23 protein-coding genes and 1 pseudogene are annotated in these 26,888 nt (G+C 49.8%); 18 read left to right on the forward strand and 6 right to left on the reverse strand.

Annotated features, from left to right (window positions below):
• Positions 1–80 precede the first annotated feature (80 nt).
• From BLQ82_RS03640 to BLQ82_RS33135, 3 genes and pseudogenes are all read left to right on the forward strand, one after another.
• Positions 81–620 (forward strand): HXXEE domain-containing protein, encoded by a 540-nt coding sequence (locus BLQ82_RS03640; RefSeq protein ID WP_062521635.1) that lies wholly within the window; start codon positions 81–83, stop codon positions 618–620.
• Between the two features lie 142 nt (positions 621–762).
• The gene (locus BLQ82_RS03645) at positions 763–1,833 is read left to right on the forward strand and encodes an ABC transporter ATP-binding protein (RefSeq protein ID WP_062521637.1); all 1,071 of its coding nucleotides are present in this window, start codon (positions 763–765) and stop codon (positions 1,831–1,833) included.
• Positions 1,834–1,914: 81 nt separating this feature from the next.
• Positions 1,915–2,061 (forward strand): annotated as a pseudogene (locus tag BLQ82_RS33135) (endo-alpha-(1->5)-L-arabinanase); the annotation flags it as partial.
• Positions 2,062–2,273: 212 nt separating this feature from the next.
• Here the strand turns inward: BLQ82_RS33135 and fabF are convergent.
• Entirely contained in the window at positions 2,274–3,515 is a 1,242-nt protein-coding gene (fabF, locus tag BLQ82_RS03655) for a beta-ketoacyl-ACP synthase II (RefSeq protein WP_062521641.1), read from the reverse strand.
• 163 nt (positions 3,516–3,678) lie between these two features.
• Here fabF and BLQ82_RS03660 point away from each other — a divergent pair, with 163 nt between their 5' ends.
• Together BLQ82_RS03660 and BLQ82_RS03665 are read left to right on the forward strand one after the other, a co-directional pair.
• Positions 3,679–4,527 (forward strand): helix-turn-helix transcriptional regulator, encoded by an 849-nt coding sequence (locus BLQ82_RS03660; RefSeq protein ID WP_062521642.1) that lies wholly within the window; start codon positions 3,679–3,681, stop codon positions 4,525–4,527.
• A 119-nt stretch (positions 4,528–4,646) separates the two neighbouring features.
• Complete coding sequence (locus BLQ82_RS03665; RefSeq protein WP_082722578.1) at positions 4,647–5,750, forward strand: citrate synthase/methylcitrate synthase; 1,104 nt, start codon at positions 4,647–4,649, stop codon at positions 5,748–5,750.
• Between the two features lie 108 nt (positions 5,751–5,858).
• Here the strand turns inward: BLQ82_RS03665 and BLQ82_RS03670 are convergent, their stop codons facing one another.
• Entirely contained in the window at positions 5,859–6,146 is a 288-nt protein-coding gene (locus BLQ82_RS03670) for a hypothetical protein (RefSeq protein WP_062521646.1), read from the reverse strand.
• Between the two features lie 168 nt (positions 6,147–6,314).
• Between BLQ82_RS03670 and BLQ82_RS03675 the strand changes: the two genes are divergently transcribed.
• Positions 6,315–7,073, forward strand: a complete 759-nt coding sequence (locus BLQ82_RS03675; protein ID WP_062521648.1) for an exodeoxyribonuclease III — start codon at positions 6,315–6,317, stop codon at positions 7,071–7,073.
• A gap of 89 nt (positions 7,074–7,162) precedes the next feature.
• On the opposite strand, the gene BLQ82_RS03680 is transcribed toward BLQ82_RS03675, so the two are convergent.
• Positions 7,163–8,629: a serine hydrolase domain-containing protein gene (locus BLQ82_RS03680; protein WP_244280683.1), complete on the reverse strand. Its 1,467-nt coding sequence runs from the start codon at positions 8,627–8,629 to the stop codon at positions 7,163–7,165.
• 100 nt (positions 8,630–8,729) lie between these two features.
• Complete coding sequence (locus tag BLQ82_RS03685; protein WP_062521652.1) at positions 8,730–9,863, reverse strand: VanZ family protein; 1,134 nt, start codon at positions 9,861–9,863, stop codon at positions 8,730–8,732.
• Between the two features lie 218 nt (positions 9,864–10,081).
• On the opposite strand from BLQ82_RS03685, the gene BLQ82_RS03690 reads away from it, so the two are divergent.
• The 4 genes from BLQ82_RS03690 (at position 10,082) to BLQ82_RS03705 (ending at position 12,401) form a co-directional block, all read left to right on the forward strand.
• On the forward strand, positions 10,082–10,429 hold the full coding sequence (locus tag BLQ82_RS03690; RefSeq protein ID WP_062521654.1) for a hypothetical protein: 348 nt from the start codon (positions 10,082–10,084) through the stop codon (positions 10,427–10,429).
• A gap of 116 nt (positions 10,430–10,545) precedes the next feature.
• Positions 10,546–10,818, forward strand: coding sequence for a hypothetical protein (locus BLQ82_RS32940; protein ID WP_062521656.1), 273 nt, complete (start codon positions 10,546–10,548; stop codon positions 10,816–10,818).
• Positions 10,814–11,032 (forward strand): sensor histidine kinase, encoded by a 219-nt coding sequence (locus BLQ82_RS03700; protein WP_280117278.1) that lies wholly within the window; start codon positions 10,814–10,816, stop codon positions 11,030–11,032. Before BLQ82_RS32940 ends, BLQ82_RS03700 begins: the two co-directional genes overlap by 5 nt.
• A 136-nt stretch (positions 11,033–11,168) precedes the next feature.
• Positions 11,169–12,401 carry an aminopeptidase gene (locus tag BLQ82_RS03705; protein ID WP_062521658.1) on the forward strand — a complete coding sequence of 411 codons (1,233 nt, stop codon included), beginning with the start codon at positions 11,169–11,171 and terminating at the stop codon, positions 12,399–12,401.
• Between the two features lie 191 nt (positions 12,402–12,592).
• Here BLQ82_RS03705 and BLQ82_RS03710 read toward each other — a convergent pair whose 3' ends face one another.
• Complete coding sequence (locus BLQ82_RS03710) at positions 12,593–13,630, reverse strand: helix-turn-helix transcriptional regulator (protein WP_062521660.1); 1,038 nt, start codon at positions 13,628–13,630, stop codon at positions 12,593–12,595.
• Between the two features lie 219 nt (positions 13,631–13,849).
• Between BLQ82_RS03710 and BLQ82_RS03715 the strand changes: the two genes are divergently transcribed.
• On the forward strand, positions 13,850–14,386 hold the full coding sequence (locus BLQ82_RS03715) for a sigma-70 family RNA polymerase sigma factor (protein ID WP_062521662.1): 537 nt from the start codon (positions 13,850–13,852) through the stop codon (positions 14,384–14,386).
• Positions 14,376–15,512, forward strand: a complete 1,137-nt coding sequence (locus BLQ82_RS03720; RefSeq protein WP_062521664.1) for a DUF4179 domain-containing protein — start codon at positions 14,376–14,378, stop codon at positions 15,510–15,512. Before BLQ82_RS03715 ends, BLQ82_RS03720 begins: the two co-directional genes overlap by 11 nt.
• A gap of 63 nt (positions 15,513–15,575) precedes the next feature.
• On the opposite strand, the gene BLQ82_RS03725 is transcribed toward BLQ82_RS03720, so the two are convergent.
• The gene (locus tag BLQ82_RS03725) at positions 15,576–16,130 is read right to left on the reverse strand and encodes a GNAT family N-acetyltransferase (protein WP_062521666.1); all 555 of its coding nucleotides are present in this window, start codon (positions 16,128–16,130) and stop codon (positions 15,576–15,578) included.
• Positions 16,131–16,832: 702 nt separating this feature from the next.
• On the opposite strand from BLQ82_RS03725, the gene BLQ82_RS03730 reads away from it, so the two are divergent.
• From BLQ82_RS03730 to BLQ82_RS03755, 6 genes are all read left to right on the forward strand, one after another.
• Positions 16,833–18,077: a sugar ABC transporter substrate-binding protein gene (locus BLQ82_RS03730; protein ID WP_062521668.1), complete on the forward strand. Its 1,245-nt coding sequence runs from the start codon at positions 16,833–16,835 to the stop codon at positions 18,075–18,077.
• 170 nt (positions 18,078–18,247) lie between these two features.
• Positions 18,248–19,102, forward strand: coding sequence for a carbohydrate ABC transporter permease (locus BLQ82_RS03735; protein WP_062521718.1), 855 nt, complete (start codon positions 18,248–18,250; stop codon positions 19,100–19,102).
• Between the two features lie 42 nt (positions 19,103–19,144).
• Complete coding sequence (locus tag BLQ82_RS03740; protein WP_062521669.1) at positions 19,145–19,969, forward strand: carbohydrate ABC transporter permease; 825 nt, start codon at positions 19,145–19,147, stop codon at positions 19,967–19,969.
• 43 nt (positions 19,970–20,012) lie between these two features.
• Positions 20,013–21,005, forward strand: coding sequence for a LacI family DNA-binding transcriptional regulator (locus BLQ82_RS03745; RefSeq protein WP_062521671.1), 993 nt, complete (start codon positions 20,013–20,015; stop codon positions 21,003–21,005).
• A gap of 146 nt (positions 21,006–21,151) precedes the next feature.
• Positions 21,152–23,317, forward strand: coding sequence for a beta-glucosidase BglX (gene bglX / locus BLQ82_RS03750; protein ID WP_062521673.1), 2,166 nt, complete (start codon positions 21,152–21,154; stop codon positions 23,315–23,317).
• A gap of 80 nt (positions 23,318–23,397) precedes the next feature.
• Positions 23,398–26,784, forward strand: a complete 3,387-nt coding sequence (locus BLQ82_RS03755; protein ID WP_062521675.1) for a GH36-type glycosyl hydrolase domain-containing protein — start codon at positions 23,398–23,400, stop codon at positions 26,782–26,784.
• The last annotated feature ends 104 nt before the right edge of the window (positions 26,785–26,888 follow it).

Below are 26,888 nucleotides of genomic sequence, written 5' to 3' on the forward strand. Positions count from 1 at the left end.
CCGGTCTTCTTGCCTGTACTTTGCAGCAGTGAATCTGCCGTTTAGCAGGCTGCAATGGTGAAAGGAGACGTGGTGCAACGGTGATCCACTGGTTGAATCTGCATATCGATCAAGTTAGCTTATTATGGCTGCTGCCCATTTTGTTCATGTTTCATGACTTCGAAGAAATCCTTACGGTAGAGTCCTGGGGGATCAAGTATGGCCCGAAAGTGAAGGCTGCTCTTCCTCCTGGAAAGTGGAACCCATATCGTTCTATGCTGCGTATGACAACCAGAAATTTTGCGGCAGACGTGCTGTTTGTGTATATTGTGGTGGTTGCGGCCACCTGTACCGCAGTCTTTTTTTCTTTTTACTGGCTGTATCTGGCTGTGCTAGCCGTTTTTTTGCTGCATGTGTTTACGCATTTGGGACAAAGTATAATTTTGAAAATATACACACCAGGTGTGGTTACGGCGGTGCTGATCGCACTCCCTTACTCATCGTATGCTTTCTACCGTCTGCTAAAAGAAAATACTGTGAGCTGGGTGGATGTCTACTGGTCTCTGCTGATGATGGCCCTGCTGGCCCCACCGATCGTCTGGGGGTTGGTGAAGAGCAGGCAACGCCGTAAGCCGGAATGATAACGTTTGCTGCGGAAGCGCCAGCTTTCAGAAAATTCTTGACGTATGGATACAAAGATAGATAAAATAATACTTATTGCGTGTTTTTTTAAGTATTGAGAATTGTTATCGGAATTTGAAAAGAAATTGAGAGGGTGACAGGATGGAGCGCCTTTTAGAGGTAAAAGATCTGGCTATATCATTCAGAACACGCGGAGGCGAGGTTCAAGCGATCCGTGGTGTAAGCTTTCATGTCAATAAAGGAGAAACACTGGCCATCGTGGGCGAATCCGGTTCCGGTAAGAGCGTAACTTCGCAGGCCGTGATGAAGCTGGTTCCCCAGCCCATGGGTGAATATAAGCGCGGACAGATTCTGTTCGAAGGGCAGGATCTGATCGGTAAAAATGAGAAGCAAATGCAGAAGATCCGCGGGAAAGAGATCGGGATGATTTTCCAGGACCCGATGACCTCGCTGAATCCGATGATGAAGGTCGGCAAGCAAATTACTGAAGTGCTGTTCAAGCATGAAAAAATCTCCAAAGATGCGGCGTACAAACGTGCCATCGAGCTGCTCAATCTGGTGGGTATTCCTTCACCGGAGCGGCGCTTCCAGCAGTATCCGCATGAGTTCAGCGGCGGGATGCGCCAACGTGTGGTTATTGCCATGGCGCTGGCAGCCAACCCCAAGCTGCTGATTGCCGATGAGCCGACTACCGCGCTCGACGTGACCATTCAGGCGCAAATCCTGGATCTGATGAAGGATATTCAGAAGAAAATCGACACCGCGATTATCTTCATTACCCATGACCTTGGGGTTGTGGCCCGAATGGCAGACCGTGTAGCTGTTATGTACGCCGGCCAAATTGTTGAAATGGGAACAGCTGAAGAAATTTTCTATGATCCGAGACATCCGTATACCTGGGGTTTGCTGGCTTCAATGCCAAGTCTGGAGAGCAAAGGCTCTCTGCTGACTGCCATTCCGGGAACGCCGCCAGATCTGATCAAGCCGCCGAAGGGCGATGCTTTTGCACTCCGCAGTACTTATGCAATGCAAATCGATATGGAGAAAGAGCCTCCAATGTACAAGGTATCGGATACGCATATGGTGAAATCCTGGCTGATGCACCCGATGGCACCTGCAGTGGAGCCGCCGGAAGTGGTCAAAAAGAGACATCGTGTGCTGAGCAATGTATATTCTGAGCCAGTACTGGTGAACAACCCCAGCGAGTATTAATACGCTGCTGGTGCATAATAGAGGAATCAGCGTCAAGCCGTTTACTGGCTTGGCGCTTTTTTAATATTTTTTTCGGAAGAGGGTCCGAGGCTGATGGGCAGCTTCCAATTCATGAATACACTGGATGACCTGGAGGCCAGCGGTACAGTGTATGTCTCCCCAGGCCACAATTCAGCCTATTACGATGACAAGAGCGGACAATATTATCTAATTTTCCATACCCGTTTTCGGCAATTTCGGCGGCAGGGGTCTCCCTGTGGGGAAGTCATGCGGCTGTGGTGAAGAAATAAGCAAGAACAGGGAATAGCAGGGGAAAGTTTATTTAATTCAGGCAAAATCAGCTTTAAAGGGCAATCAAAAACGGGTACGCTGTCCAGTGGAGGACGGTGTACCTGTTTTGTTCAATATAAAACTGTATATGCTTGTGCTATAAAATTCTGTTATTCCTCTGTATACTTCCGCAGCACAATTACGGCATTATGGCCGCCAAAGCCAAAGGAATTGCTGATCCCGATGTTAACGTCAGCCTGGCGGGCGGTGTTCGGCACATAATCCAGGTCACAGACTTCATCCGGATTTTCCAGATTAATAGTAGGAGGGATGATGCCTTCCTGAATACTCTTAACCAAGGCAATGGCTTCCAAGCCCCCTGCTCCACCCAGGGCATGCCCGGTCATAGATTTATTGGCTGTTACGGGAATCCGGTAGGCCAGATCTCCGAACAGTTTTTTGATCGCCAGTGTCTCGGACCGGTCACCGACAAGCGTGCTCGTGGCATGGGCGCTGATCACATCCACTTCTCCCGGCGTGACTCCAGCCTCATTCAACGCCAGTTTCATCGCCTGATAGGCTCCGATTCCTTCCGGATGGGTAGCTACCATGTGATAGGCATCCGAGCTTGCGCCATAGCCGATTACCTCTCCATAAATTACGGCATTCCGCCGCAATGCATGGGACAAGGCCTCCAGAATAACTATGCCGCTGCCTTCCCCCATAACAAACCCGTCACGGTTCATATCAAAAGGGCGGCTTGCTTTGTGCGGCTCATCATTAAGCGTGGACAGTGCTGTTGCATTTCCGAAGCTGGCCAGCGATATTTCGTTAATGGCCGCTTCAGCCCCTCCGGCTATCACCACATCGGCACCGCCGTAGCGGATCAGCCGGAATGCTTCACCTATGGCTGTATTGCCAATGGAACAGGCAGTCACTGGTGAGAGCGTAGGGCCGAGCGCTCCCAGCTTGATGCTGATCATCGCTGCTGCCATATTGGAGATGAGCATCGGGATCAGCGTGGGACTGACCCTTTCCGGCCCGCGGGAACGCAGCACATCGCCTTGCTCCATCAAGGTCTGAATCCCTCCGACCCCGGAGCCTACATACACGCCCAGACGCTCGCGGTCGACCTTATCCAACTGGAGCCCCGATTGGGCCCATGCATCTTCTGCAGCGGCTAATGCAAACTGGCTGAACCGGTCCATCCGCCGGGCCTCCTTGCGGCCGAACCGGCCCTCAGGATCGAAATCCTGTACAGTTCCGGCGATTTTGGTCTTGAAATGTGCCGTATCAAATGAGGTAATGGGAGAAATCCCCGATTCACCTGCAGCCAAACGGTTCCAGAATTGATCTACTGTATTGCCAAGCGGCGAGGTCAAGCCCATACCGGTAATCACAACCCGTTCCATAATAATCCTCCTTAAATATACATGAAGCCAGCCTACCTGACTCCTATTGCGGTTTGGTTTACATGTTTATTTTTCCACTTTATTTATCCTATTACAAGTTGTCGTTTATCATAGTATAATTACTACTATTCTAAACATCGGAGCAGAAAGAGGCGTATAGATCATGTCTACCCAGACCAGGCTTCAGGCGTTATCGGATTTTCTAAAAGCCCGGCGTGCAGCGATATCACCGGCTGCTGCCGGATTGCCCCAGGGCACGCGCAGACGGACTCCCGGCTTGCGGAGGGAAGAGGTGGCCCAGCTGGCCGGAGTGAGCAATACCTGGTATACCTGGCTGGAGCAAGGCCGGGATATCAAGGTATCGCCATCTGTACTGGATTGTATTGCTGGCGCTTTGCAGCTGACCAAAGATGAGCGCAGCTATTTATTTGCCCTTGCGCTGGAGAACGGGTCCGGGGCGGCCCCTTATCCGCCGCAGGAGGAGCTCTCCGTAATCAACCCTTCCCTGCAGAAGATTCTCCACGAGCTGACCACCTGCCCGACCATTATCTCGGACCGCCGCTGCAACATTGTCGGTTGGAATGATGCGGCGGCGCATGTGTTTTTGGACTTTGCCAAGCTGCCGCCGGAGGAGCGGAATATGATCTCTCTATTGTTCGTGCGGAAGGAGTTCAAGCGCCTGGCCGTGAACTGGCAGGAGTTCGTCAGAGGGTTTCTATCCATATTCCGGGCGTATTACGGCCAATATGTGGAGGACCGCTGGTATGATGACTTCATCGCAGAGATGAAGGAGCGGCATCCGGAGTTCCACCCGCTGTGGGAGGAGAGCCGGGTCAGCTCGGCCCCGGATGTTGTCCTTGAATTCCGTCACGCCAAAGCAGGGAAAATGCTGTTCCATCTGACCTCGCTTCAGGTTCACGGCAGTACGGATCTGCGTTGCAGCATCTATACTCCGGCAGGGGATTCCAATACCGAAGCCAAGCTCAGGCAGCTGATGGAACAACAGGTTTAACGCCAATAAAAATTATTTATGAATTCATAAAAAACTATAAATATGCAATATTGGGTTTGACGTTTATACTCCTAATATGATGATAAATTTTTATGGAACCGGAAAAGGAGCATAACATAATGGCAAAAGTGACCGGATTAGAAGGCGTAGTTGCAGGGGAAACCGATATCGGTTTGGTAGATGGGGAAAGGGGGTATCTGGTATACCGCGGGTATTGGGCCAAAGAGCTTGCCGTGACACGTTGCTACGAAGAAGTCGCCTTTTTACTGTGGAACGGGTACTTGCCATCAGCGGAGGAGCTGGAGCAGTTGAAGAACGAGATGGCCGCCTCCCGTAAGCTGCCTGAGTATGTCCGGCGGATCATTGAACTGCTGCCCGCTACCGTTCCGATGATGCTTGTGCTGCAGAGTACGGTCGCCGCCCTGGGAGAACAGGGGAATGCTGCTTGGCCGCCGGCACAAGGGGAGGCGGTAAGACTTGCAGCTATCCTGCCGACTATTATTGCTTACAGATACCGTACGCTGAACGGCTTGACACCTCTGGAACCGTTGCCGGAACTAGGTCATGCCGCCAATTACTTATACATGCTGACCGGACAAAAACCAACGGAGGCCCATGTGAAGGCACTCAGTGCTTATCAGATATTGTGCATGGAGCATGGCATGAATGCTTCAACCTTCGCTGCCCGCGTGGTGCTGTCTACCGAATCGGATATGTATGCATCAGTCGCCGGAGCGATCGGCGCAATGAAAGGCCCGCTGCACGGAGGAGCGCCGTATGAGGTGATTTCCATGCTTGAAGCTATTGGAACCAAGGACCGGGCGGAGCCGTGGCTGCGCAATGCTCTGGAGAACGGAAATAAGCTCATGGGCTTCGGCCACCGGATCTACAAAACCAAAGACCCGCGTGCAGAAGCGCTTCAGATCGCAACGCAGGAAATGACCGGTACAGATCCTTCTTTTGATCTGGCACTGCATGTGGAGGCTGCGGCTATCCGTCTCCTTGAAGAATATAAGCCTGGACGCCGGCTGTTCACCAATGTGGAATTTTATGCCGCCGCTATTCTGAAGGCACTGGAGCTTTCGCCGGATATTTTCACACCTACATTCACTGCCGGCAGAATCGTCGGCTGGACCGCTCATATTATGGAGCAGGCCGCCAACAACCGGATTTTTCGTCCGCAATCGATCTACACGGGACCTATGCCCCAGAATGAATTCTAGGAATCTTTATATTTATTCATAAAAACATCCCCGTCCGGCATGCGGACGGGGATGCTTGAGCGGAGGAATGATAATGAGAGAGTATGAGGGGGATACTCTGGCGTTATCTTAGAAATCGGATGTTGCAATTTCAATAGTGCCGAAGACTGCACCGGCAGCTGTGCTCAGAAGAGCGGCAACCTGCAAAGCGTTAACGGTAATTGTGAGACTGTTCAATCCAGGAATAACATAAGTTACGGTTGGAGCATTGACCCGGTAAATAACAAGATTCACAGGGAATGCCGATGCATTGTTAACAGTTACAGACCCGTTAAGGATGCCATCCAGATTCTCGTAGTAGGATTTCCCTACAGAGGGTGCCAGGTTGAAGAATTGTTGCGGTAACAAGATAGACATGGTAACGACCTCCTTTTCATTTGATAGAATATTCTATTCGGCTACTCTATGATTGCTTTGACGAATGTCATAGGAGATTAGCACAATTTAATAGCATACAGGCAGGCATCCAGATGCTTGTAATATGTTACACTGGTAGTAATTCTGTGAATAGTAAGGAGAATCAAGATGACTAAGCTGGTGTCCTGGAATGTGAATGGGCTGAGAGCCTGCGTTAGCAAAGGCTTTATGAATTATTTCAAAGAGGCTGCGGCAGATATTTTCTGTGTGCAGGAGACTAAGCTTCAGGAGGGGCAGATTCTTCTGGATCTGGGAGAAGAGTATGAACAGTACTGGAACTATGCAGTGAAAAAAGGTTATTCGGGAACGGCGGTGTTCACCAGAATTAAGCCGCTCTCCGTAAGATACGGAATGGAAGAGGATTCGGAGCCAGAGGGACGGATGATTACCTTGGAATTCAGTGACTTTTATCTGGTCAATGTCTATACGCCGAATGCAAAACGCGATCTGACAAGACTGGAATATAGAATGGAATGGGAAGACCGCTTCCGCAGCTATCTGAAGGAACTGGACAAACGTAAGCCCGTGCTGGTATGCGGAGATTTGAATGTGGCCCATCAGGAGATCGATCTGAAGAATGCCAAGGCGAACCGTGGAAATTCAGGCTTCACAGATGAAGAGCGGGGGAAGATGACCGAACTCTTGGCGTCAGGCTTCATGGATACGTTCAGACACTTGCATCCCGATGAGGAAGGAGCTTACACCTGGTGGTCCTATATGCCCAAGATCAGGGAGCGGAACGTGGGCTGGCGCATCGACTACTTCCTGGCTTCATCGCGTCTTGCACCGCAGCTTAAGCTGGCGGGAATCGAGTGCAATGTAATGGGCAGCGATCATTGTCCGGTGGTTTTGCAGCTTGAGGATTAACGGAATAATCTGTATAAATGGATAAAAAAGAGGACCGTGCCCCCGTAAAACAGAGCATGGTCCTTTTTCAATTCCGCTGCTGTCCAGTCTCAAGCCAAGTGGCCAACGAATTCTGCTTCCAAATCGTCAGCGGACATGGATACATTAAATTGCTGTTTGACGGCAATGGAGGATTCGTGAACTTCAACTTCCAGGGTGAGACAAAAGGGAGTTTCCACGCATAACATTGTGATCTTAAGTTTGTTCTCCGCAGTCCAGGTGAAGCAGGACATGATCAGATTCTTTTTGTGATCCAATATGTTAGCCGAGCTTTCTGCCCATTCACCCCGGCCGAGCATGACTGTCTGTTCACCGTACATGCCTTGTAAGGTTAATACAGCTTTTTCAGCATCAAATGAAACCATAAAGGCTTCCAGCTTATGCGAATTTTCTCCCAGCCGGTATACTTTTCCGTTCAAAACTGCCTCAAGTGCTGAAGTCTTCTGCACAAGCTCGGGTTGTATGCTTAATTGTTCAAGGATCAGGGAAAGCTCTGCATGAGCAGCAGGATCACTCTCTATAACCTTCGCTTCCATGCTCATGGCAGGAAGGAGAATATTCCATACCCCGTTTATAATACTCTGCATGTCGCTGTTCCCGCTTGTTATGGCTACTACAGCATCCTGCTCCGGCATGACGATACAGAACTGGCCAAAAGCTCCGTCCCCACGGTACGCGTTATGGCGGCATCTCCAGAACTGGTAGCCATAACCCTGAGACCAGTCGCTGCTGACTGCACCCGGACTGCCGTCATTATTGCCGATTTGCTTGGAGGTTGCGGCGGCGATCCATTCTTTGGGCAGCAGCCGCTGGTTATTCCACACACCTTGCTGCAAATAGAGCTGTCCGAATGCTGCAATATCTTCGGTAGAGACACTTAATCCAAATCCGCCTTTATTGATTCCGCGAGGACAGGATTCCCAGGTGGGGTTGCGGATGCCCAGCGGCACAAACAAGCGGGGCTCAAGGTATTCGAGCAAAGTGAGACCGCTTACTTTTTGCAGAATAGCAGACAGCATGTACGTGGCACCGGTGTTGTAAAGGAAATGGGTCCCTGGAGCCTTTCCGACCGGAAGCTGCAGGAACGCTTTGACCCAGTTGCCGTCCTTGCTATCCACCATATATGGAGTGGTGTCCTCCGTATGGCCGGTTCCCATTATCAACAGGTGGCTAATATCCATTATTGCCAGATTGGGACTGATGACGGCTGGCGCATCTTCAGGAAAAAAGGACACCACCTTATCCTCTACCTTCAAAAGCCCCTCTGCCACCGCCAGCCCTATAGCTGTCGAGGTGAAGCTTTTGCTGAGTGAAAATAATGAATGCGGCAGCTCCGGCCGATAAGGCGACCACCAGCCTTCCGCTACGACAGCCCCATGACGCAGCAGCATGAAGCTGTGCAGACCCGATTGCTGTTCCTCCATGTGTTGGAGAAAAGCAGAGATTGCTGCTGACGTAATTCCTTGCGCTTCCGGCAGACTTCTTGGCAACGGTCTGGTGATTTGCACATTTTCCATAATCATTTCTCCCTTAAAAGATAAGAATAAGAACTGGAACTACTATATTATACCAGTGCAGGACATGGAAAAGGGAGCCTTCATGAGGCTCCCTTTCAGCTTATATGGAATTATCCGCAAGGTTCTCTGCTGATGGCTGCTGTTTATCGGGCCAGGTAATCCGGTTAAGTGTCTTGCTCCACTGTTCATACACCAGCAGCGGATTTCGCTTGAAGACGCGGATGATGAGGTGAATGAGGAACATGAAGTCCAGAAGCATTACCAGGCTGTACGGTATTCCTGTCCATGGACTGGGCAGGCTGGTCAGCGGGGAAGGTGTAGTCAGAAAGACATTTGCTCCGATGAGAACCCCGTACTGAAGAACATATCTTACAATTAGGCCCCATAAGCGGCTGCGGCCGTCCTGGCTGCTGATGCGGATGCGCACAACCCATTTGCCAAAGGTCCGCCCGCCCGTACAATAGGGCAGCAGAACAAAATACACAGCTGTCGTAATCCAGTAAGCCCCTTGCAGCTGCCAGGAATGAAGCGTCAGGAATGGTATCATCCAGATCGGCAGGTCCAGCATCCAGGCAATGCCTCTGCGTGTATATGTGACTCTTTTGGCAGAGTAATCCACCTTGGAATCAAGCTGATCGATATGCGGCAGCAGTGCGGATATCCAGAGTGCGATCCGGTAACCTAAAATTCCCCCAAGGGTGTTGGTGATTAAATCGTCGACATCGAAGATCCGGTAAGGATGATCAAAAAAGCCGTAGATTCCTGTAATCTGTGTCACCTCGAAGAGCAGGGAGAGCCCAAATGAGAGCAGGATGCACATCACCCACCGTGTCCGGAAATAATAGCCCAGGAACAAGCCGAACGGGACAGTCAGCACCACGTTGAACGCAGCCAGAAGGAAATCAGGCTGACGGAAAATACTGAAATAGGAAAGGAAATTCCCCGGATCGATATTGGAATTCCGTCTGATTTCCTGGATGAATTGCAGCGGGACATGCTGAATAATACTGCCGGCAGGCGCTGCATTGTGCCTTGAAGCTGGCATTGGAAGCATAATCAGATAGAAGGCGTTCAGCAAATAGAGCAGCAGCAGATACAGGACAACCGCCCGGACCTTGTTGATATAGCCATGCCGCCTGTACTGAACTACAAGGAAGGGAAGCGTGAACACCAGCGCCGCCACCGGAAAAGACATGAATGCATATGAGATTGGGAAAAGATAGGATTGAAACATGGTCCACCTGCCGTGAATGAGATAATTGTTGCAAATGTTGAGCTTCGGGTGATCCTTACTTCGCGCTGCAGACCCCTTCTGGGAGTTAGACGATGCATATACTCGTAATCACTGCAAAACAGCACAATTCTGATATTATAATGTTCATTGAAGAGAAGCGCAACTAATGAATTGGACCTATCCGGCATACATATGTCTGGAGAGGAGCGTGAAGCAGTATGGAAAAGAAGGTTCAGCAATATTACAAACTAAAAGCCAAGCAGAAGGAAATGGAAAAAGAGCTCAGCGAACTTCGGCAAGACATCCTGGCCTATTGCACGGAAAAAGGGGAGGCGGACAGTGAAATCGGCGGCTACAGGGTGAAGCTGATTACGCAAAACCGCAAAGAATACGATGACGAAAAACTGTTTCAGACATTAGCCGATCCGGAGGTCTGGCGGCTGCTCTCCAAAGCTGACCCGGCCAAGATCGCCAGCCTGGCCAAGCTGAACATTATCGATGAAGACAAAATCGCCCATACGTATGCACTTAAGACAGTTACTCTTCTGCAGGTGGATAAGAAGTAGGAAGGATCAGTGCTGAGCAGGTGTGTGCAATCATATACTTTTTTCATATTTATCTCACAGAATATCCGTATCCAGTTGTTATTCTAAAATCACTTCAAAGGAAGAGGTGGTTCAAGATGAATAACAAATGGACAAGAAAAGCAATCGCATTACTGGCTGTGATGAGTGTGGCGGGCGGCTCAGCCAGTGCATTCGCGGCATCGGCACCAGTCAAGTCAACGATGGCGGCTGCACCTGCTGCCAAAACTCTCACTGCTGCAAAAGCTGCTGTACCTGCCCTGAAGCACTCCGCACCTGCCGTTGCCGCCGGCACCCCGGCAAAGACAACAGCCAAACCAGCGGTTAAGACAACAGCCGCCGCTCCGGCTGTGAAATCCAAGAAGAATTGACGATGACGGCAATGGATTAAGTGAAGCGGAGCGGGAAGCGGTATTCCAGCGGTTTTACACCGGACCCAACGGAGTTACAGGCCTCGGCCTGGCGATTTGCCGGCAGATTGCCGCCAATTTGGATGGTGAATTAACCTATTCAAGCTCCCCGCTCGGCGGCACCCGGTTCAGTCTGATTAAGCATGCCGGACGGTTATCCGGTCCGGGAGGATAGAGAAGTTCCGGATTGGACTCGCAACCCCGTGAATTTTACGTTAAAATGGCAATGGATATACATCCCCGGCTGCTTCGGACAACGGGGATGTTTCGCATGGGGCAACAGCAATTATAGATACGGAGGAAATGAAGCGATGATGGATTTTGATGTGATGCTTGAGAAATATGCGGACCTGGTTGTCAGGGTCGGAGTGAATGTGCAGCCGGGCCAAGTGCTGATGATTCATGCGCCGCTGGAGACGGCAGAGCTTACGCGCCTGATTGTAGGCAAAGCCTATGACGCAGGAGCCAAATATGTGCTTGTGGATTGGGACGACGAAAAAGTCACAAGAATTCGCTATGAGAAGGCAGCGGAGGACTCTTTTGGATATTACCCGCAGTGGCATGCCGATATGCTGGAGGGCTTCGCAGAAGAGGGCGGGGCCATTTTACATATTAAGGTGCCTGATCCGGAACTGTTCCGGGGCATTGATTCCGCCAAGGTGTCCACTGCAGTAAAAGCTGCAGCCGTTGCCCGCAAGAAGTACCAGAACTATACCCGCAATAACAAAATCAGCTGGTCGCTGATCAAGGCACCGACAAAAGCCTGGGCGGATAAGGTTTTTGCCGATCTTCCGGAGGAGGAGCGGGTAGCTGCGATGTGGAAAGCTGTATTCCAGATGAACCGTGTAGGCAGTGGGGACCCCGTAGCCGCCTGGCGCGAACATATAGCCGACCTCAAGAAATCCCAGGACCGGATGAATGCCAAACGCTATAAAAGTCTGCACTACCGCGCTCCGGGAACAGATCTGCATGTGGAGCTTCCGGAAGGACATCTCTGGCGCGGCGGTGGCGGCGAGAATGCAAGCGGTGTGTATTTTGTAGCCAATATGCCGACAGAAGAAATCTATACGATGCCGCACCGCAAGGGAGTTAACGGTACTGTCAGCAGTACACTTCCGCTTAATTTGAACGGACGGCTTGTGGATGGCATTACAATTACGTTTACGGATGGCAAAGTCACGGCCTATGATGCTGAATCCGGGCGGGAGCATCTGACTTCGCTGCTGGAAACGGATGAAGGAGCCTCTTATCTGGGTGAAGTGGCGCTGGTGCCGCATGATTCTCCTATTTCACGTCTGAATACAGTATTTTATAACACCGGAATCGACGAAAATGCTTCCTGCCACTTTGCGCTCGGCAGCGCGTATCCTTCCAACATCGAAGGCGGAACGTCACTCAGCAGCGAAGAGCTGCTGGAACGGGGAGCCAATGTAAGCCTTACGCATGTTGACTTTATGGTCGGTTCCGCTGAGCTCGATATCGACGGCGAATTGGCCGATGGCACCATCGAGCCGGTCTTCCGCAAAGGGAACTGGGTGCTGTAGAGTAAATGTAATATTTTTTGTACGGGGCCAAGGCTGCAAAGTTCACCTGAGGGTGGGCTTTGCAGCCTTTTTTGGGGGATATGCTAGAATCGCATCTAATTCAGTTCAACAACAGTTTTATTACATCTCTGATGGTACCCGGCTAGCGGCTTGGCATCTTTCAAAGGAGTTGGTATTTAAAAATTTTATGTTTATTCATTCAGCATCATCTTTAAATTTTCGACTTCTCCTACATAAAAATCAACGGTCTTGCCTTCTGTAATCTGCCAATCTCTTTCCAAGCGTGCAATTATTTCCTGGAGCTTTTCAATGGCTTTATCATATTTTCCTTGAATTTCATATATATGATAAATTGCAATCAATGAATCTATATATTTTGGATTTGGTTGTAGTTCGTAACCTTTGGTGTAATATTCTATTGCTTCGTCATATCTGCAAAGTTTTGCCATGCAGTCTCCTCTTGAAGACCATGCAAGCCATTCGTGAGGATACAGTTGAGTCATCTGCTCCCAAAGAACCAATGCCTGGGGAAGGTTACTTTCTTCCTTGCATATCAGACCTCCATATAATTGATATAAATAACCTGGATGGATTTCGTTTAATCTTTCTAGAATTTCTCTTGCTTCAATACATCTGCCATCAGCAATTAAGTAGTTCATAAGCCATACATAACCACGCCAGTAATCCGGATGCTCCGGCACAAAATTTTTATAATAATCTATGAGCTTATGGTGATTTGAGTAGTTCCAGTCAAAAAAGACTCCATTCTCTGCATCCCGCAAAACGTTATGATTACTTTTTTTATCTGGAGCCAATAACAGTGCTTCCTTGGCATAATGGGATGCCAATTCACGGTGCTCATCTGAACGATGAATGTGTAACTGCGCCAGTAAGGTGATGCATTGTGACTTTTTTTGGTCATCATATAGTTTTTCTTTTAAAAATTGTTCAGCATAGTTAAAATCTTCTTCGGATATAAAATGTTCATTACTAATCATATTACCAATTCGCTCCAGATGAGTATCATCGGTTAATGCAAACAGCTCATCAATGGTAACACCCAAAATCACAGATAAATCAGGAAGAATTTGAATATCAGGCATTGTTACATTGTTTTCCCATTTGGATACTGCTTGGGATGACATATTCAGTTTTGCTGCAAGTTCTTCCTGAGTCTTTCCCTTTTGTAAACGTAGTGCTTTGATTTTTTTTCCTATCTCAATATTCATTTGGACAACCTCCAATTTTTATCATTTCGACTAGTCAATTGCATTATAACTTTTTGTATAAAACATCCTCAATGACCGCTTAGTTAAACGAATTAACTTACCAGTTACATTTGTAGTCTTAATGTGTGTACTTGAAACAAACATAAATTAGGTTTTGCAAAAACGGTTTGGCCCAGTTCCCCGTCTTAAACATATACAGAGAAGCAAGGAGGGGAATGAATGGTCAGTCCCAACGCTGAAATGAAAAAGCTCACCGGCGCTGTAACGCGGGAGGATGACTCCTTTTATGATGCGGTAATGGAGCACAGCGATCAGCTGTACCGCATCGCCTACAGTTATTTGCGGAACCGGAGTGATGCGCTGGAGGCGGTGCAGGAGACAACCTGCCGGGCCTGGATTAAGCGGGCTACGCTGAAGGACCCGCGGGCGTTCAAATCGTGGATAATCCGGATTCTGATCTATGTCTGCATCGACGAGCAAAGAAGGCGGAAAAGAACTGTCCCGACACCGGAGGAAGCGATGCGGGAACCCGTCATGCAGGACAGCAGCAGCAAGCTGGAAATGCTGTGGGCTGTGGAGCAGGTGAAGCCGAAGTACCGTCATGTGCTGCTGCTGAAATACTACAACGATATGACCCTGACAGAAATCGCGGACTTGCTCGGGAAGCCGGAAGGAACAATCAAAACCTGGCAGCATAAAGGACTGAAGCAGCTTAGAACGATTATGAAGAACCGGGGTGAATGGAATGATCAGTAGCAGCGAAGAGCATGCCTTGCAGGCCGATGCAGTGCGTATGCAGGCAGAGCCGGATAAGGATGTTAGCAATTCCGCCTTAAGGCTGGCAGTCCAAACGGGGATGGAGCGGGGGCAGCAGAGAATGAAAAAACGTGTATTCTCCAGAGGAATGGGACTAAGTGCCGCCGCAGCCGTGGTTGCCGCAGCAGTACTTTTTATCCTTCCTTATTTGCATTCCGCTCCGCAGCCTGTCAGCACCCGTCAGTCTGTGAACTGGGGTGAGCTTGAAGTGTTCAAAGGGAACGCCGTATCCAGTTTGGATGAGCCTACGCTAGATTCGGCAATTCGAAACGGGTACATTCAGATGGTGAATCAAAAGGCAGAAGCAAATGGATATGCGATTACATTAAATGCCATTACGGCAGACGAAAACAAGATTATGTTCTTATACACGGCAGCTACCGATGACAAGCAGGAGATTTACAGCATTAACAGTGCCAAAATGAAAGACCGTATGACTAACAGCTATCTGAACACGACGACTCAGACGGGAGGCAATGTGACGATCCCGGAACCGGAGAAAAACCATGTATATTACGGGCGCGGCGTTGTGGAGCTGGATCGAACGGAGCCTTTTCCGCAGCAGCTGGAGGCAGAATTCAGGATCGCTTCAGTGAATCCCGGCAAGCTGGCCGACCGGAGAACAGGGACAATCATGGCAGACATGCATTATTCTCCGGTTTTGAAGGTCCGCTTTGCGCTTGATCCCAAATTTCAGGAATACAAGACTCAGATCGAGAAGCCTAACCTGCCGTTCACCTTGAACGGGCATGAGGTGGTGCTCAGTCAGCTGGAAATGTCTCCACTCCTTATACGGGCAAGAGTAGCCTTGAAGAATCCGGGAGAGAACGATTGGAAAACCAGGGAAGGCATCATGGAGAATGCTCTTTTTCAGGGAATAACGTCGAAGGTTCAGGGGGAATCCGTACAGCTCAGTCCGGTTTCAGGCAATGGTACGGAGGACGGTTTTGAATATGTGTTCGCCAGCAATTGGCTGAATGATCCGGAGTCGCTTGTGCTAAAGATCAAAGAGCGTGAGTCCATTAACAAACCGGCTATTCAGCTTGAAATGTACAATAAAAAGTAAGGGCTGACGGCAGCCGCTCCGTCCAGACCGGGTTAATGCTCTGCCGCCAGAAATGGCGGCTGTTTATTTAATGTTTGCACTATCAAACCGGAATGACAGCTTATACCCGTCGAAGGTATCGCCGGCTTTTTCCTTATAGATTCCGTTTGTATAACCAGAAACTGTTTTGCGCCAGAATTTCTGGCCGATAACATTCTTGTCCGCCGGGTTGGTGAACAGTTCCCATACGCCTGCGAAACGTCCGAAGACCTGGATTGCGGCCTGCTGCGCATAACCTTGGCCCCTATAAGGCTGCAGCACAAAGAAATCATTCATAAAATAATCAACACCCTTGGCGCAGTGGGGCGGCGTAGCCACCAGGGCGAAGCCCGCAGGCTGACCGTCAGCCCGGATCAGAAACGGATACAGGCATCCCGGCTTCTCCCACCATATGTTCTGTATATCATATTGTTCAGCCAACGTCCGCACTTCAGGGCTGTCCTCAAAAATGCCATGCCCATTAAGAAGAGGCCCGCCGGCAAGCCCGTAATGCCCGGATAAGTCATGCAAATATAACGGATACATATTCTTGATGATATACGCATCTTCCAGTGTGGTGAGTGCTGTTTCAATGTTCATCTCATTCCAACTTTCTTTTTCTGTCTGAGATCAATATTACAACTTTATAGCTGCATGTATTGCTGCACAATAGAGAATTCCGGTATAAAAAGAGTTTGCTCTATCATTGATAGTGAAAAAGTCGTTGAACGCTTTAGCACCCCCGGACCTTTAGATGAAATGGAAGGGTTGATCGATATCAGCGTAATGGTCAATAAGAAGGGGAAAGAGAACGAAGAGGTCAGGGTTCGAATAACGGGATCTGTGTCCGTTTGACCGGAAGAATGGTCTAATGCACAGCAATAAGGGATCTCCCGTCCGCATCCCTTAGCGGGTGGAACGTGAAACGGTTTCAAAATAATACGCTGTGGAACCTGGACGAAGCCCGTACGCATTTCTGCGTGTACGAAATAAATTTTTTTGGCGGCCTACTTGAAATCGCTAACAACAAGTCATATAATAGGGCTATCGAAACGATTCGACAACAAATTTCACGAACATCCGATTATTTTTAGAAAAGTTATTCCTTTTCGAGGAAAATTGTAGAAAAAGTGGTTTCGGGTCTCCTAAATTGGGTAATTTAAGACTGTAGGCTCTGTAATCCATCCATAATTTCACAGCTGAACTCGAATTTTTTTTCGAAATTAATCGAAACGTTTCGATGTAAGGGCTTAATTCATAGTTTTTGAAATGATGCACACACTAAAACAGGGGTGAAAGAGAATGAAGAAAAAAACAGGTTTAGTGATTACTTCCGCATTATTGGGATTCTCGTTGGTTGCTGCAGGCTGCGGGAACTCCAAAAATGAATCAGCATCAAGCGACAACAAAACATTGAAGGTTTGGTTCATGGGTACTGCGGACACCGTGACACCGATTGCCAAGATGTATGAAGAAAAAAATCCCGGCATCAAAGTGGAAGTACAAGCAATTCCTTGGGATAATGCACATGACAAATTGCTGACCGCCGTAGCTTCCAAGAACGGTCCGGACGTAGTTCAAATGGGTACAACCTGGATTCCTGAATTTGCGGCTGCCGGTGCGCTGAAGGATATGGCACCTTATATCGATAAATACCCAAGCATGAAAGCGGAAAACTTTTTCGACGGTGCTGTTCAAACGACCAAATATCAAGACAAGACGGTAGCTATTCCTTTCTATGTTGAAACTCGGGCAATGTTCTACCGCACAGATTTGCTGGGTGACGTTGGCTATCCTGAAGGTCCTAAGACTTGGGATGAGCTGAAGGATGCGAGCAAGAAGCTGGTAGCCAAAGGCGGAGCCGGACATTATGCACTTCCAATCGAAGCGAAGGATTCGATCTACACCGCAATCTTTGCCTGGCAGAACGGAAGCGAACTGATTGACAGCAACCGTAAGCCGCAGTTCAATCAGCCGGCATATGTGGAAACTATTAATTTTCTGAAGAGCTTCTACGATGAAGGGCTGTCCCCTAAAGGTACGGACCTGGATACCGTTGCCGCATTTAAGGATGGCACCATGGGGATGTTCATCAGCGGTCCTTGGATGATTCAGACTGTAAAAGAAAAAGCGCCGGAAATTGACGGCAAATGGGCTGTAACCACATTGCCTGCGAAGAAAACCAACACCTCCTCTATTGGCGGTGCGGACCTGTCCATTTTCAACTACAGCAAGAATCCGGATGAAGCTGCAAAGTTCATTGCCTTCATGGCTGAACAGGATGCACAGCTGAAATTCTATGAAACCTCCAACTCCATGCCTGCACTTAAGGCAGCTTGGACTAACGATGCTCTGAAGGACCCAATGATCCAAGCTTTCGGGAAACAGCTTGAGAATAGCCGTCCTGCTCCAATGGTTACTGAATATGAAGAAATTGCAAAGGCTGCTATGGCTTCATTCGAACAGATCACGGTGGGCGGTGCCGATACGCAGACGGAACTCGATAAGTTGAACGCTAAGGCTAATGAACTACTCGGCAACAAGTAAGTGACCGTATAGCATTAACCTTGCCAGGCATACTGCCGGAATCTCCCGATAAGAGGTCCCGGCAGTGTGTGTGTTCATACTTATCCGGGGAAGAAATGCAAGAAAGCGAAGGGATGTGAGCAATTGTGAGTTCATTTGTAAAGCAATGGCATAAAAATAAATACCCGTATATGTTTATCGCACCTGCCGTAATCCTGCTGACCTTATTTTCCATTATTCCGATCATTATCGCGCTGGTCATCAGCTTTACCGATATGGATCTGGTCGGACTTGCGGATTATTCGAATATCAGCAGTGCGGGTTTTGCGAATTATATCAATATTTTCAAAGACCCGATTTTCTTGAAGTCCATGTACAATACGTTGATTTATGTAGTTATTGGGGTACCGCTCGTGGTGCTCGCCTCCATGGGGGTTGCCCTGCTGCTCAATTACGGAACGAGCTGGTTGTTCAAAAGCTTCCGTGTCATCTACTACATGCCGTCCATCACCAACATTGTGGCCGTGGCCGTGGTTTGGGGATACCTGTATAACGGCAGTTATGGGCTTTTCAACTATATTCTGTCGATATTTGGACTTCCTGCTCAGCAATGGCTTCAAGACCCGACACTGGCGAAATTATCATTGATCCTGCTGGCGTTCTGGAAATCCATCGGGCTTAATATGATTATTTTCCTGGCGGCACTGCAGGGCATTCCCCGCTCATACTATGAAGCGGCTGAGATTGACGGAGCGACCGGCTGGAAGAAGCTGCGCTATATCACCGTTCCTCTGCTGGGATTTGCTACTTTCTTTGTGACTATTACGACCTTGATTGGCTGGATTCAGTTCTTCGAAGAACCGCTGGTTATGACCAAGGGCGGACCGCTGAATGCAACGATGTCGATGGCACTTTTCATTTACAACAACGGCTTCCAGCTCAGCAAGTTTGGTTATGCGGCTGCCGGATCGTTTGTGCTGTTCATCATCATCATTATTGTGACGCTCATTCAATTCGCGGTCAAAAAGAAAGAAGTGGAATATTAAGCATCAGCTTGCGGGCTGCCAGCTTATAAGGAGGGAACAGGCATGGCATTAAAAATGAAACATATCGAAAAGGGCCTGATGATCGCGCTGCTCATTATCGGAGGACTGCTGATGATGGTGCCGTTCATCTGGATGATCGGCTCGTCCTTTAAACCTGAGAATGAATTTACTGTAATTCCGCCAACACTTTTTCCGAGCCACCCGACATTCTCCAACTACCGGGATTTGTTCTTGAAAATGGATTTTATGATCTATTTGAAAAATACACTGATTATCGTGCTCTGCTCTTTTGTGGGGCTGTTTCTGAACGCGATGGCCGGTTATGCTTTTGCTAAATTTGATTTTCCCGGTAAAAACAAGTTTTTCTATATCATTCTGGCGACGATGATGATCCCTGGACAGGTGACGATGATTCCAACCTATCTGATCATTAACCAGCTGCATTTGGTGAATACGATGGCGGGGATCGTATTGCCTGGTCTGGTGGGGGCGTTCGCAATTTTCCTGTTCCGTCAGTTCATGACGACGATTCCTATCGATTTATTGGAGGCGGCAAGATTGGACGGGGCGGGCGAGCTGCGGATTTTCTTCCAGCTGATGGTGCCGATCGTGAAGCCGGTTTTTGCCGTACAGGGTATCCTGACCTTTATTGGGGCATGGAACAGTTTCCTCTGGCCGCTGATTATTGCCAATGATGAGAGACTGTATACCTTATCCGTAGGGCTGTCGCTGCTCAAAGGCCAATACGGAACCGAGTTCGGACTGCAGATGGCCGGAGCCGCGTTCATGGTCGTGCCGATTATTATTATATTTATCTTCTTCCAGAAGCATATCATAGAAGGATATACCATCTCCGGCATAAAATAATATAGAGAAGCATATTTGCATGTCTAGGGAAGGATTGAATGAAATGGCAACGATCAAGGATGTGGCCAAGCTGGCAGGGGTGGCCTTGTCAACCGCTTCATATGCTATGAGCGGCGACAGCAAGGTGAGTGCCAAGACAAGAGAAAAGGTGCTTGAGGCCGCAAGGCAGCTGAATTATCAGAAAAATGGCTTTGCCATGGATTTGAAAAGAAGCCGCACGAATACCATTGCCCTCATATTGACAGATTTATCCGGGCCGTATTATTCAGAACTTATCCGCAGCATTCAGGATGTGGCTCTATCTAATTCCTATGATCTTATAGCTTGCAGCTCTATGGGCGGTAAAGACTCTACGGCAGTAAGGTTCCTTCTGGAAAAAAGAGTGGATGGAGCTATAGTGCTGGCTCATAATATTACCGATGAAATTCTTCAGGCTGCTGGAAGCTCTAGGTTTCCGATTGTTGTGATGGACAGGCTGATTGCCGGTGAAGGGCTTATCAATGTGGTGGTCGACGGAGAGCTGGGCGGTTATAGTGCTACCCGTTATCTGATCGATAAAGGCCATCAGCATATCGCCTATATCAGCGGTCCGGCCAATTCCTATGACAATGCGCTGCGGTACAAGGGGTTCGTGCGTGCGATGCGCGAAGCCGGCCTTGAGGAGAAAACCAAGTGGAAGCTGAACGGCGGATTTATCCGTGAAGGCGGATATAAGTCCACTAAGATGATGCTGATGCAAGGGGAACTGCCTTCAGCCGTCTTTTATGCAAATGATGAAATGGCTGTGGGAGGAATGAAAGCCCTGGAGGAAGGCGGAATTTCCGTGCCGGATGATATTTCGGTGATCGGTTTTGACGATATCCAGCTGGCTGAATACATCCAGCCTCCGCTGACCACGATCCGGCAGCCGATGTACGAATCCGGTTCTCTGGCGGGGCATCTGCTGTTTCAAATGCTCAATGGAGACACCGTGAACGATTTCTATAAGCTTAAGATTGAGCTGGTGGAACGCCAGTCGGTCCTGCCCCAGAAATAATATTGCCAGGTTTCCCGCAAATAGCAGCGGGTTATCGAAACAAAGTGAAACGTTTATGATTTATTAGAATGATATAAGATATTAAGCCATATTACAAAAGAGATATAGTAAGAGAAACGTTTCGTTTCATTGGAGGGGAACAACCCATGACTGAACATCTGTACCACAAATATGTGAAACATATGACTCTCGAAGAGAAGATCGCCCAGCTGCTGCAGCTGGCAGCCCCTTTTTATGACAAGCCGGGGGATGAATCGGAGATTACGGGACCCATGGAAGAGCTGGGCATTGAATATGACACCAAACGTGCAGTTGGCTCAGTACTAGGGATCGCAGGTGCCGAAAAAATGATGGCTGTGCAGAAAGAACATCTGGCCAGCAACAGACTCGGTATTCCGCTGCTGTTCATGGCTGATATTGTGCATGGCTTCAAGACGATTTTTCCGATTCCGCTGGCGGTTGGTTGCTCATGGGACCCTGAGCTTGCTGAACAAAGCGCCGAGATTGCAGCGCGTGAGTCAGCGGTATCCGGGCTTCATGTGACCTTTGCCCCGATGGTTGATTTGGTCCGCGATGCCCGCTGGGGCCGTGTTATGGAATCCACCGGAGAAGATCCCTATTTGAATGCTGTATTTGCGAAGGCGTTTGTCCAAGGGTTTCAAGGGGATAATCTTAAGGAAGATGTATCCCGTGTAGCGGCCTGTGTGAAGCACTTTGCGGCGTACGGACTGGCTGAAGGCGGCCGTGAGTACAACACGGTTGATCTCTCGGAGCGCCAGCTGCGGGAATATTATTTGCCCGCCTACAAAGCAGCGGTCGACGCAGGCGTTGAAATGGTAATGACCTCGTTTAATACCGTGAATGGGATTCCGGCTACCGGCAACCGCAGCCTAATGCGCGGCATACTGCGTGATGAATGGGGCTTCGACGGTGTCGTGATCTCCGACTGGGCAGCAATCAAGGAGATCATTGCCCATGGCGCAGCGGAAGATGAAAAAGAAGCTGCCTTCAAAGCGATATACAGCGGTGTCGACATTGATATGATGACCACCAGCTACGTGAACCATTTGCCTGAGCTTGTGGCTGAGGGGCTGGTGGATGAAGCGCTGATCGATGAAGCTGTACTGCGGATTCTGGTACTGAAAGAAAAGCTGGGCTTGTTCGAGAACCCGATGCGCGGGGCAGATCCTGAGCTGGAGCAGCAAATCGTGTACAGTCAAGAACACCGGAAAGTCTCTCAGAGACTGGCTGAGAAATCAAGCGTACTGCTCAAGAATGATGGTGTTCTGCCGCTTCAGGCTGACCAGCAGGTTGCACTGATTGGCCCGTTCGCTGCCAGCGGCGATATTCTCGGCTGGTGGTCCTGGCAGGGTTCCCAAGAGACTGCGGTGCAGCTTGGCGAATCCATGCAAAAAGTCAGCGGTGATCCCGGCAAAGTGGTGATTTCGGAAGGCTGCAGCATTGACACAATTACTGAAGCAGGACTGGCAGAGGCAGTGAAGGCTGCTTCGGCAGCAGAGATCATTGTGCTGGCGCTTGGTGAAGCGTCCGAAATGAGCGGAGAAGGCGGCAGCCGCAGTGATATCCGGCTCCCGGCAGCGCAGCTTGAGCTGGTCCGTGAGATGAAGAAGCTGGGTAAGCCGGTTGTGGCCGTTCTGTTCAACGGGCGTCCGCTTGATCTGCATGGCGTGTATGATGAGGCGGATGCGGTGCTGGAGGCCTGGTTCCCGGGGAGTGAAGGCGGGGCGGCACTGGCGGATATTTTATATGGCAAGGTGAATCCATCCGGACGGTTATCCATGTCTTTCCCGTATTCTGTAGGTCAGATTCCTGTATACTACAATGCTTACAATACGGGCCGTCCAAAACCTGCTGAACACACGGACAACCGCTATATTTCACAATATACCGATATTCCCAACGAACCGCTGCTGCCCTTCGGTTTTGGCTTAAGCTATACCACCTTTGCCTTTGAAGGTTTCTCTCTGTCTTCAGACCGTATGTCAGCGGACCGTCCGCTTGAAGCCAGAGTAACTGTAACGAACACCGGAAACATGGCGGGAACCGAGACAGTTCAGCTGTACATCCGTGATATGTCCGGCGAGACCGTACGCCCCGTCAAGGAGCTTAAGGACTTCAGGCAGGTGCAGCTGCATCCTGGAGAGAGCAGGGAGGTTGTCTTCCAAATTGAAGAGTCCCAGCTCCGCTATCACCACAGTGATCTGACATTCAGCAGTGATCCCGGTATGTTCACCGTATATGTCGGTGCCAATAGCCGTGACACCCAGTCAGCCGCTTTCCGCTTAGTATAATAACCGTGACAAAGATAGGACTGTGAACTTCAAATATAACAGCGGTTTATTACCGCAGCAGATAAGGAAGTGAATAGAAATTGACAACTGCACCAAATACCAAGCTGTCGATTCAAAAGGGAGACTTAACCTTTACATTTTTGGAGAGCGGTGACCTGTATCAGGCTTTCGGCGGCAAAATGATGATCAATCAGCTGTTGGCCAGCAGCGTAGATGGAGCCCCGGGCAATCTATATGCAAGGCTTCATCTGGCCGATGGAATCCAGGCGTTTCCGCTGCTCGGCGTAAAATCTGCCAGCAGGTTCCGCCAGGATGGCGGCCGCCTGCTGTGGCAGGGTGAGATTGCAGCGGATCAGGCTGGAACAGGCCTGGAGAATGCGATCCGGTATCAGGTTGTTTTTTCAATGGCGGATAACGGGGTATGGTTCTGGGATGTCGCCATCGACGGGGCCGGAGTGCCTTTGGATGTGATCTATACCCAGGATGTAGGGATAGCCTCCCCCGGCGCTGTTACCAGTAATGAGGCCTATCTGTCCCAATATATTGACCACACCGTTTTTGAAGATAAAGCTAAAGGATATGTGGTATGTTCCCGCCAGAACCAGCCGCAGGACGGAAAGTTTCCGTATCTTCAGCAGGGACTGCTGAGCGGCGCTGCGGGTTATTCCACCGATGGCTTCCAGTTTTTCGGCCTTTCCTACAAAGAGACCAATGAGCCGGAAGCCTTGTCCCAGGCCAAGCTTGCAAATGAAGTATACCAGTATGAATTTGCCTTCACTGCGCTGCAGTCTCCGCAGGTTCAGCTGGAAGGGCAGGCCCGGTTCACTTTCTACGGACTGTTCCGGGAGGATCACCCGGCTGCAATTACGGAAATGGAGTATGAAGCTTCTGTGCAGGAGGCTTGGCAGCAGGTCCAGTCTCTGGGCAGTGTCTCTGCTGAGGGGCAATGGCTGAACCGTGTATCCGTAAATCCCCGGATTGGTGCTCCGCTGCAGACATTGCCGCTGACCGAAGCCGAGCTGGATTCACTGTTCCCGCACAAGTTCCAAGAGGAACGGGACGGGGGCAAGCTTCTGGCCTTCTTCACCGGGGGCTATGAGCATGTCGTGCTGAAGGATAAAGAGCTGCTTGTGGAGCGTCCGCACGGCCATATTCTGATGAGCGGGGATAATGCGCGTCTGAACCCGGAAGTCATAACCACAACCTCCTACATGTATGGTATCTTCAATTCACAAGTGGTCATCGGCAATACCAATTTTAATAAAATGATGTCCAATGCCCGTAGTGCATTGAATATCTTCAAAACTTCGGGACAGCGCATTTATGTGTATACGGAGGATCAATATCATCTGCTGACCATGCCTTCCCTGTACGAGATCGGCTTCAATTATGTGCGCTGGTATTACAAAACAGCCTCGGATACCCTGGTGATTACCAATTACACTACCATGGATGAACCTGAGATTAGACTGCATGTCCGTTCTGTTAGCGGCATCGCTTACCGCTTCCTGATCACGAACCAGATTACTATGAATGTAGCGGAATATGAGGTTCCTTATGAAGTGTCACAAGATGCCGCAGAGGGAACATTGACCTTCCGCGCGGCGAAGTCGGGGACAAGTGCGGAAGTATACCCTGAGCTGTCCTACCGGATGCATTTGAACGGTGCGGTGTACCGCCTGGGAGATGAGTCCTTCCTGGTGGATGGTCCCGCTCAGGGCAGCGCATCACTTGTGGTTATGGAGCTGGAGGAGAGCAAGGAATGGACTCTGGCGCTGCAGGGTCTGCTGGATGGCAAGGAACGTCCGCTTAGCCCGGCATCTTTTGAAACAGAGGTTGCACGGTACCGCGAATTTTTTGCCGGAGTGATGAATGGCTTCAAGCTGACGCAGCCCGGCGGCGGAGAAGGGGAGCTGTTCAAGGTGAACGCGCTGGCCTGGTGGTATACCCATAATATGCTCGTTCACTATTCTGTGCCTCATGGTCTGGAACAGTACGGCGGTGCTGCATGGGGAACCCGCGACGTCTGTCAGGGTCCTGTGGAATATTTCCTGGCCACCCACAAATATGAGCAGGTGCGGGAAATCCTGCTGACGGTATTTGCCCATCAGTATGAGGATGACGGCAGCTGGCCGCAATGGTTCATGTTCGACAAGTATACGCATGTCCAGCAGGAGGAGAGCCACGGGGATATCATCGTTTGGCCGCTGAAAGTGTTGGGCGATTATCTGCGGGCCACACAAGATTACGCCGTTCTGGATGTGCAGCTTCCGTATACCCGCAGGCACAGTTTCGATTTTACGGAACAAACTGCTTCGCTGCGTGAACATGCGCTCAAAGAGCTGAATTATATCAAAACTAACTTCCTGCATGATACCTATCTGTCCTCCTACGGCGACGGGGACTGGGACGATACGCTGCAGCCGGCCAATGCCCAGCTTAAGCAATACATGGTCAGCAGCTGGACGGTGGCCTTGACGTATCAGACCGTGCTTGGGCTGTCAAACGTTCTTCAGAATGTGGACGCTGCATGGTCTGGAGAACTGCGTCAACTGGCGGAAGGCATCAAGGGAGACTTCAACCGTTATATGCTGGGTACCGATGTGATTCCCGGCTTCCTGTACTTCGAAGATCCGGCCGATGCCAAGCTGCTGCTGCATCCTGAAGATAAGGAGACCGGCATCCAGTACCGTCTGCTGCCCATGACCCGCAGCATGATTGGCGAGCTGCTGACTCCGGAGCAGATGGAAGAGCACTATAAGCTGATCCAGGAGCAGTTCCTCTGTCCGGACGGAGTGCGTCTGATGAATCATCCGGCACAGTATGCCGGAGGTGTCAGCCTGCACTTCAAACGTGCGGAGCAGGCGGCGAATTTCGGCCGCGAGATTGGTCTGCAATATGTGCATGCCCATATCCGCTTTGTAGAGGCGATGGCCAAGATCGGCAAACGGGATCAGGTATGGAAAGGGCTGGCCGTCATTAACCCGATCGGCATCCGTGATGCGGTGCCGAATGCGGAGCTGCGGCAGAGCAATGCTTATTTCAGCAGCTCGGACGGTAAATTCGCCAACCGGTATGAGGCGCAGGAGCGCTTTGCCGAGCTGCGTGACGGTTCCGTTCCGGTCAAAGGCGGCTGGAGAATTTATTCCAGCGGTCCGGGGATTTACATGAACCAGCTGATCGCAAATGTACTGGGCATCCGCGAAGACAGCGGGGATCTAATCATCGATCCGGTATTGCCGGACGAACTGGACGGTACCCGTCTGGACTTCGATTACGCCGGGGCACCAACGGCATTTGTCTACCATTGCTCCCAAGGCGGACTCCGATCCGTCAAGGTGAACGGCCAGGAGGTTCAGGCAGAACGGCTGAACAATCCGTACCGCTTGGGCGGACTGCGGATCAAGCGGGCTGACTTTGACCGTCTGCGCAGCACAGAAGACACGGTTGTAGACATTTATATGTAAGCATAGATAAACCATAAGCAACACAATTACAAAAAAAGCGGTCAGTGATGCGGGCATCCCATAGGATGCCAGGCGCTCACTGGCCGCTTTTTATTTTATTTTCT

Source organism: Paenibacillus jilunlii, from assembly GCF_900102965.1.
Lineage (GTDB): Bacteria > Bacillota > Bacilli > Paenibacillales > Paenibacillaceae > Paenibacillus_AQ > Paenibacillus_AQ jilunlii.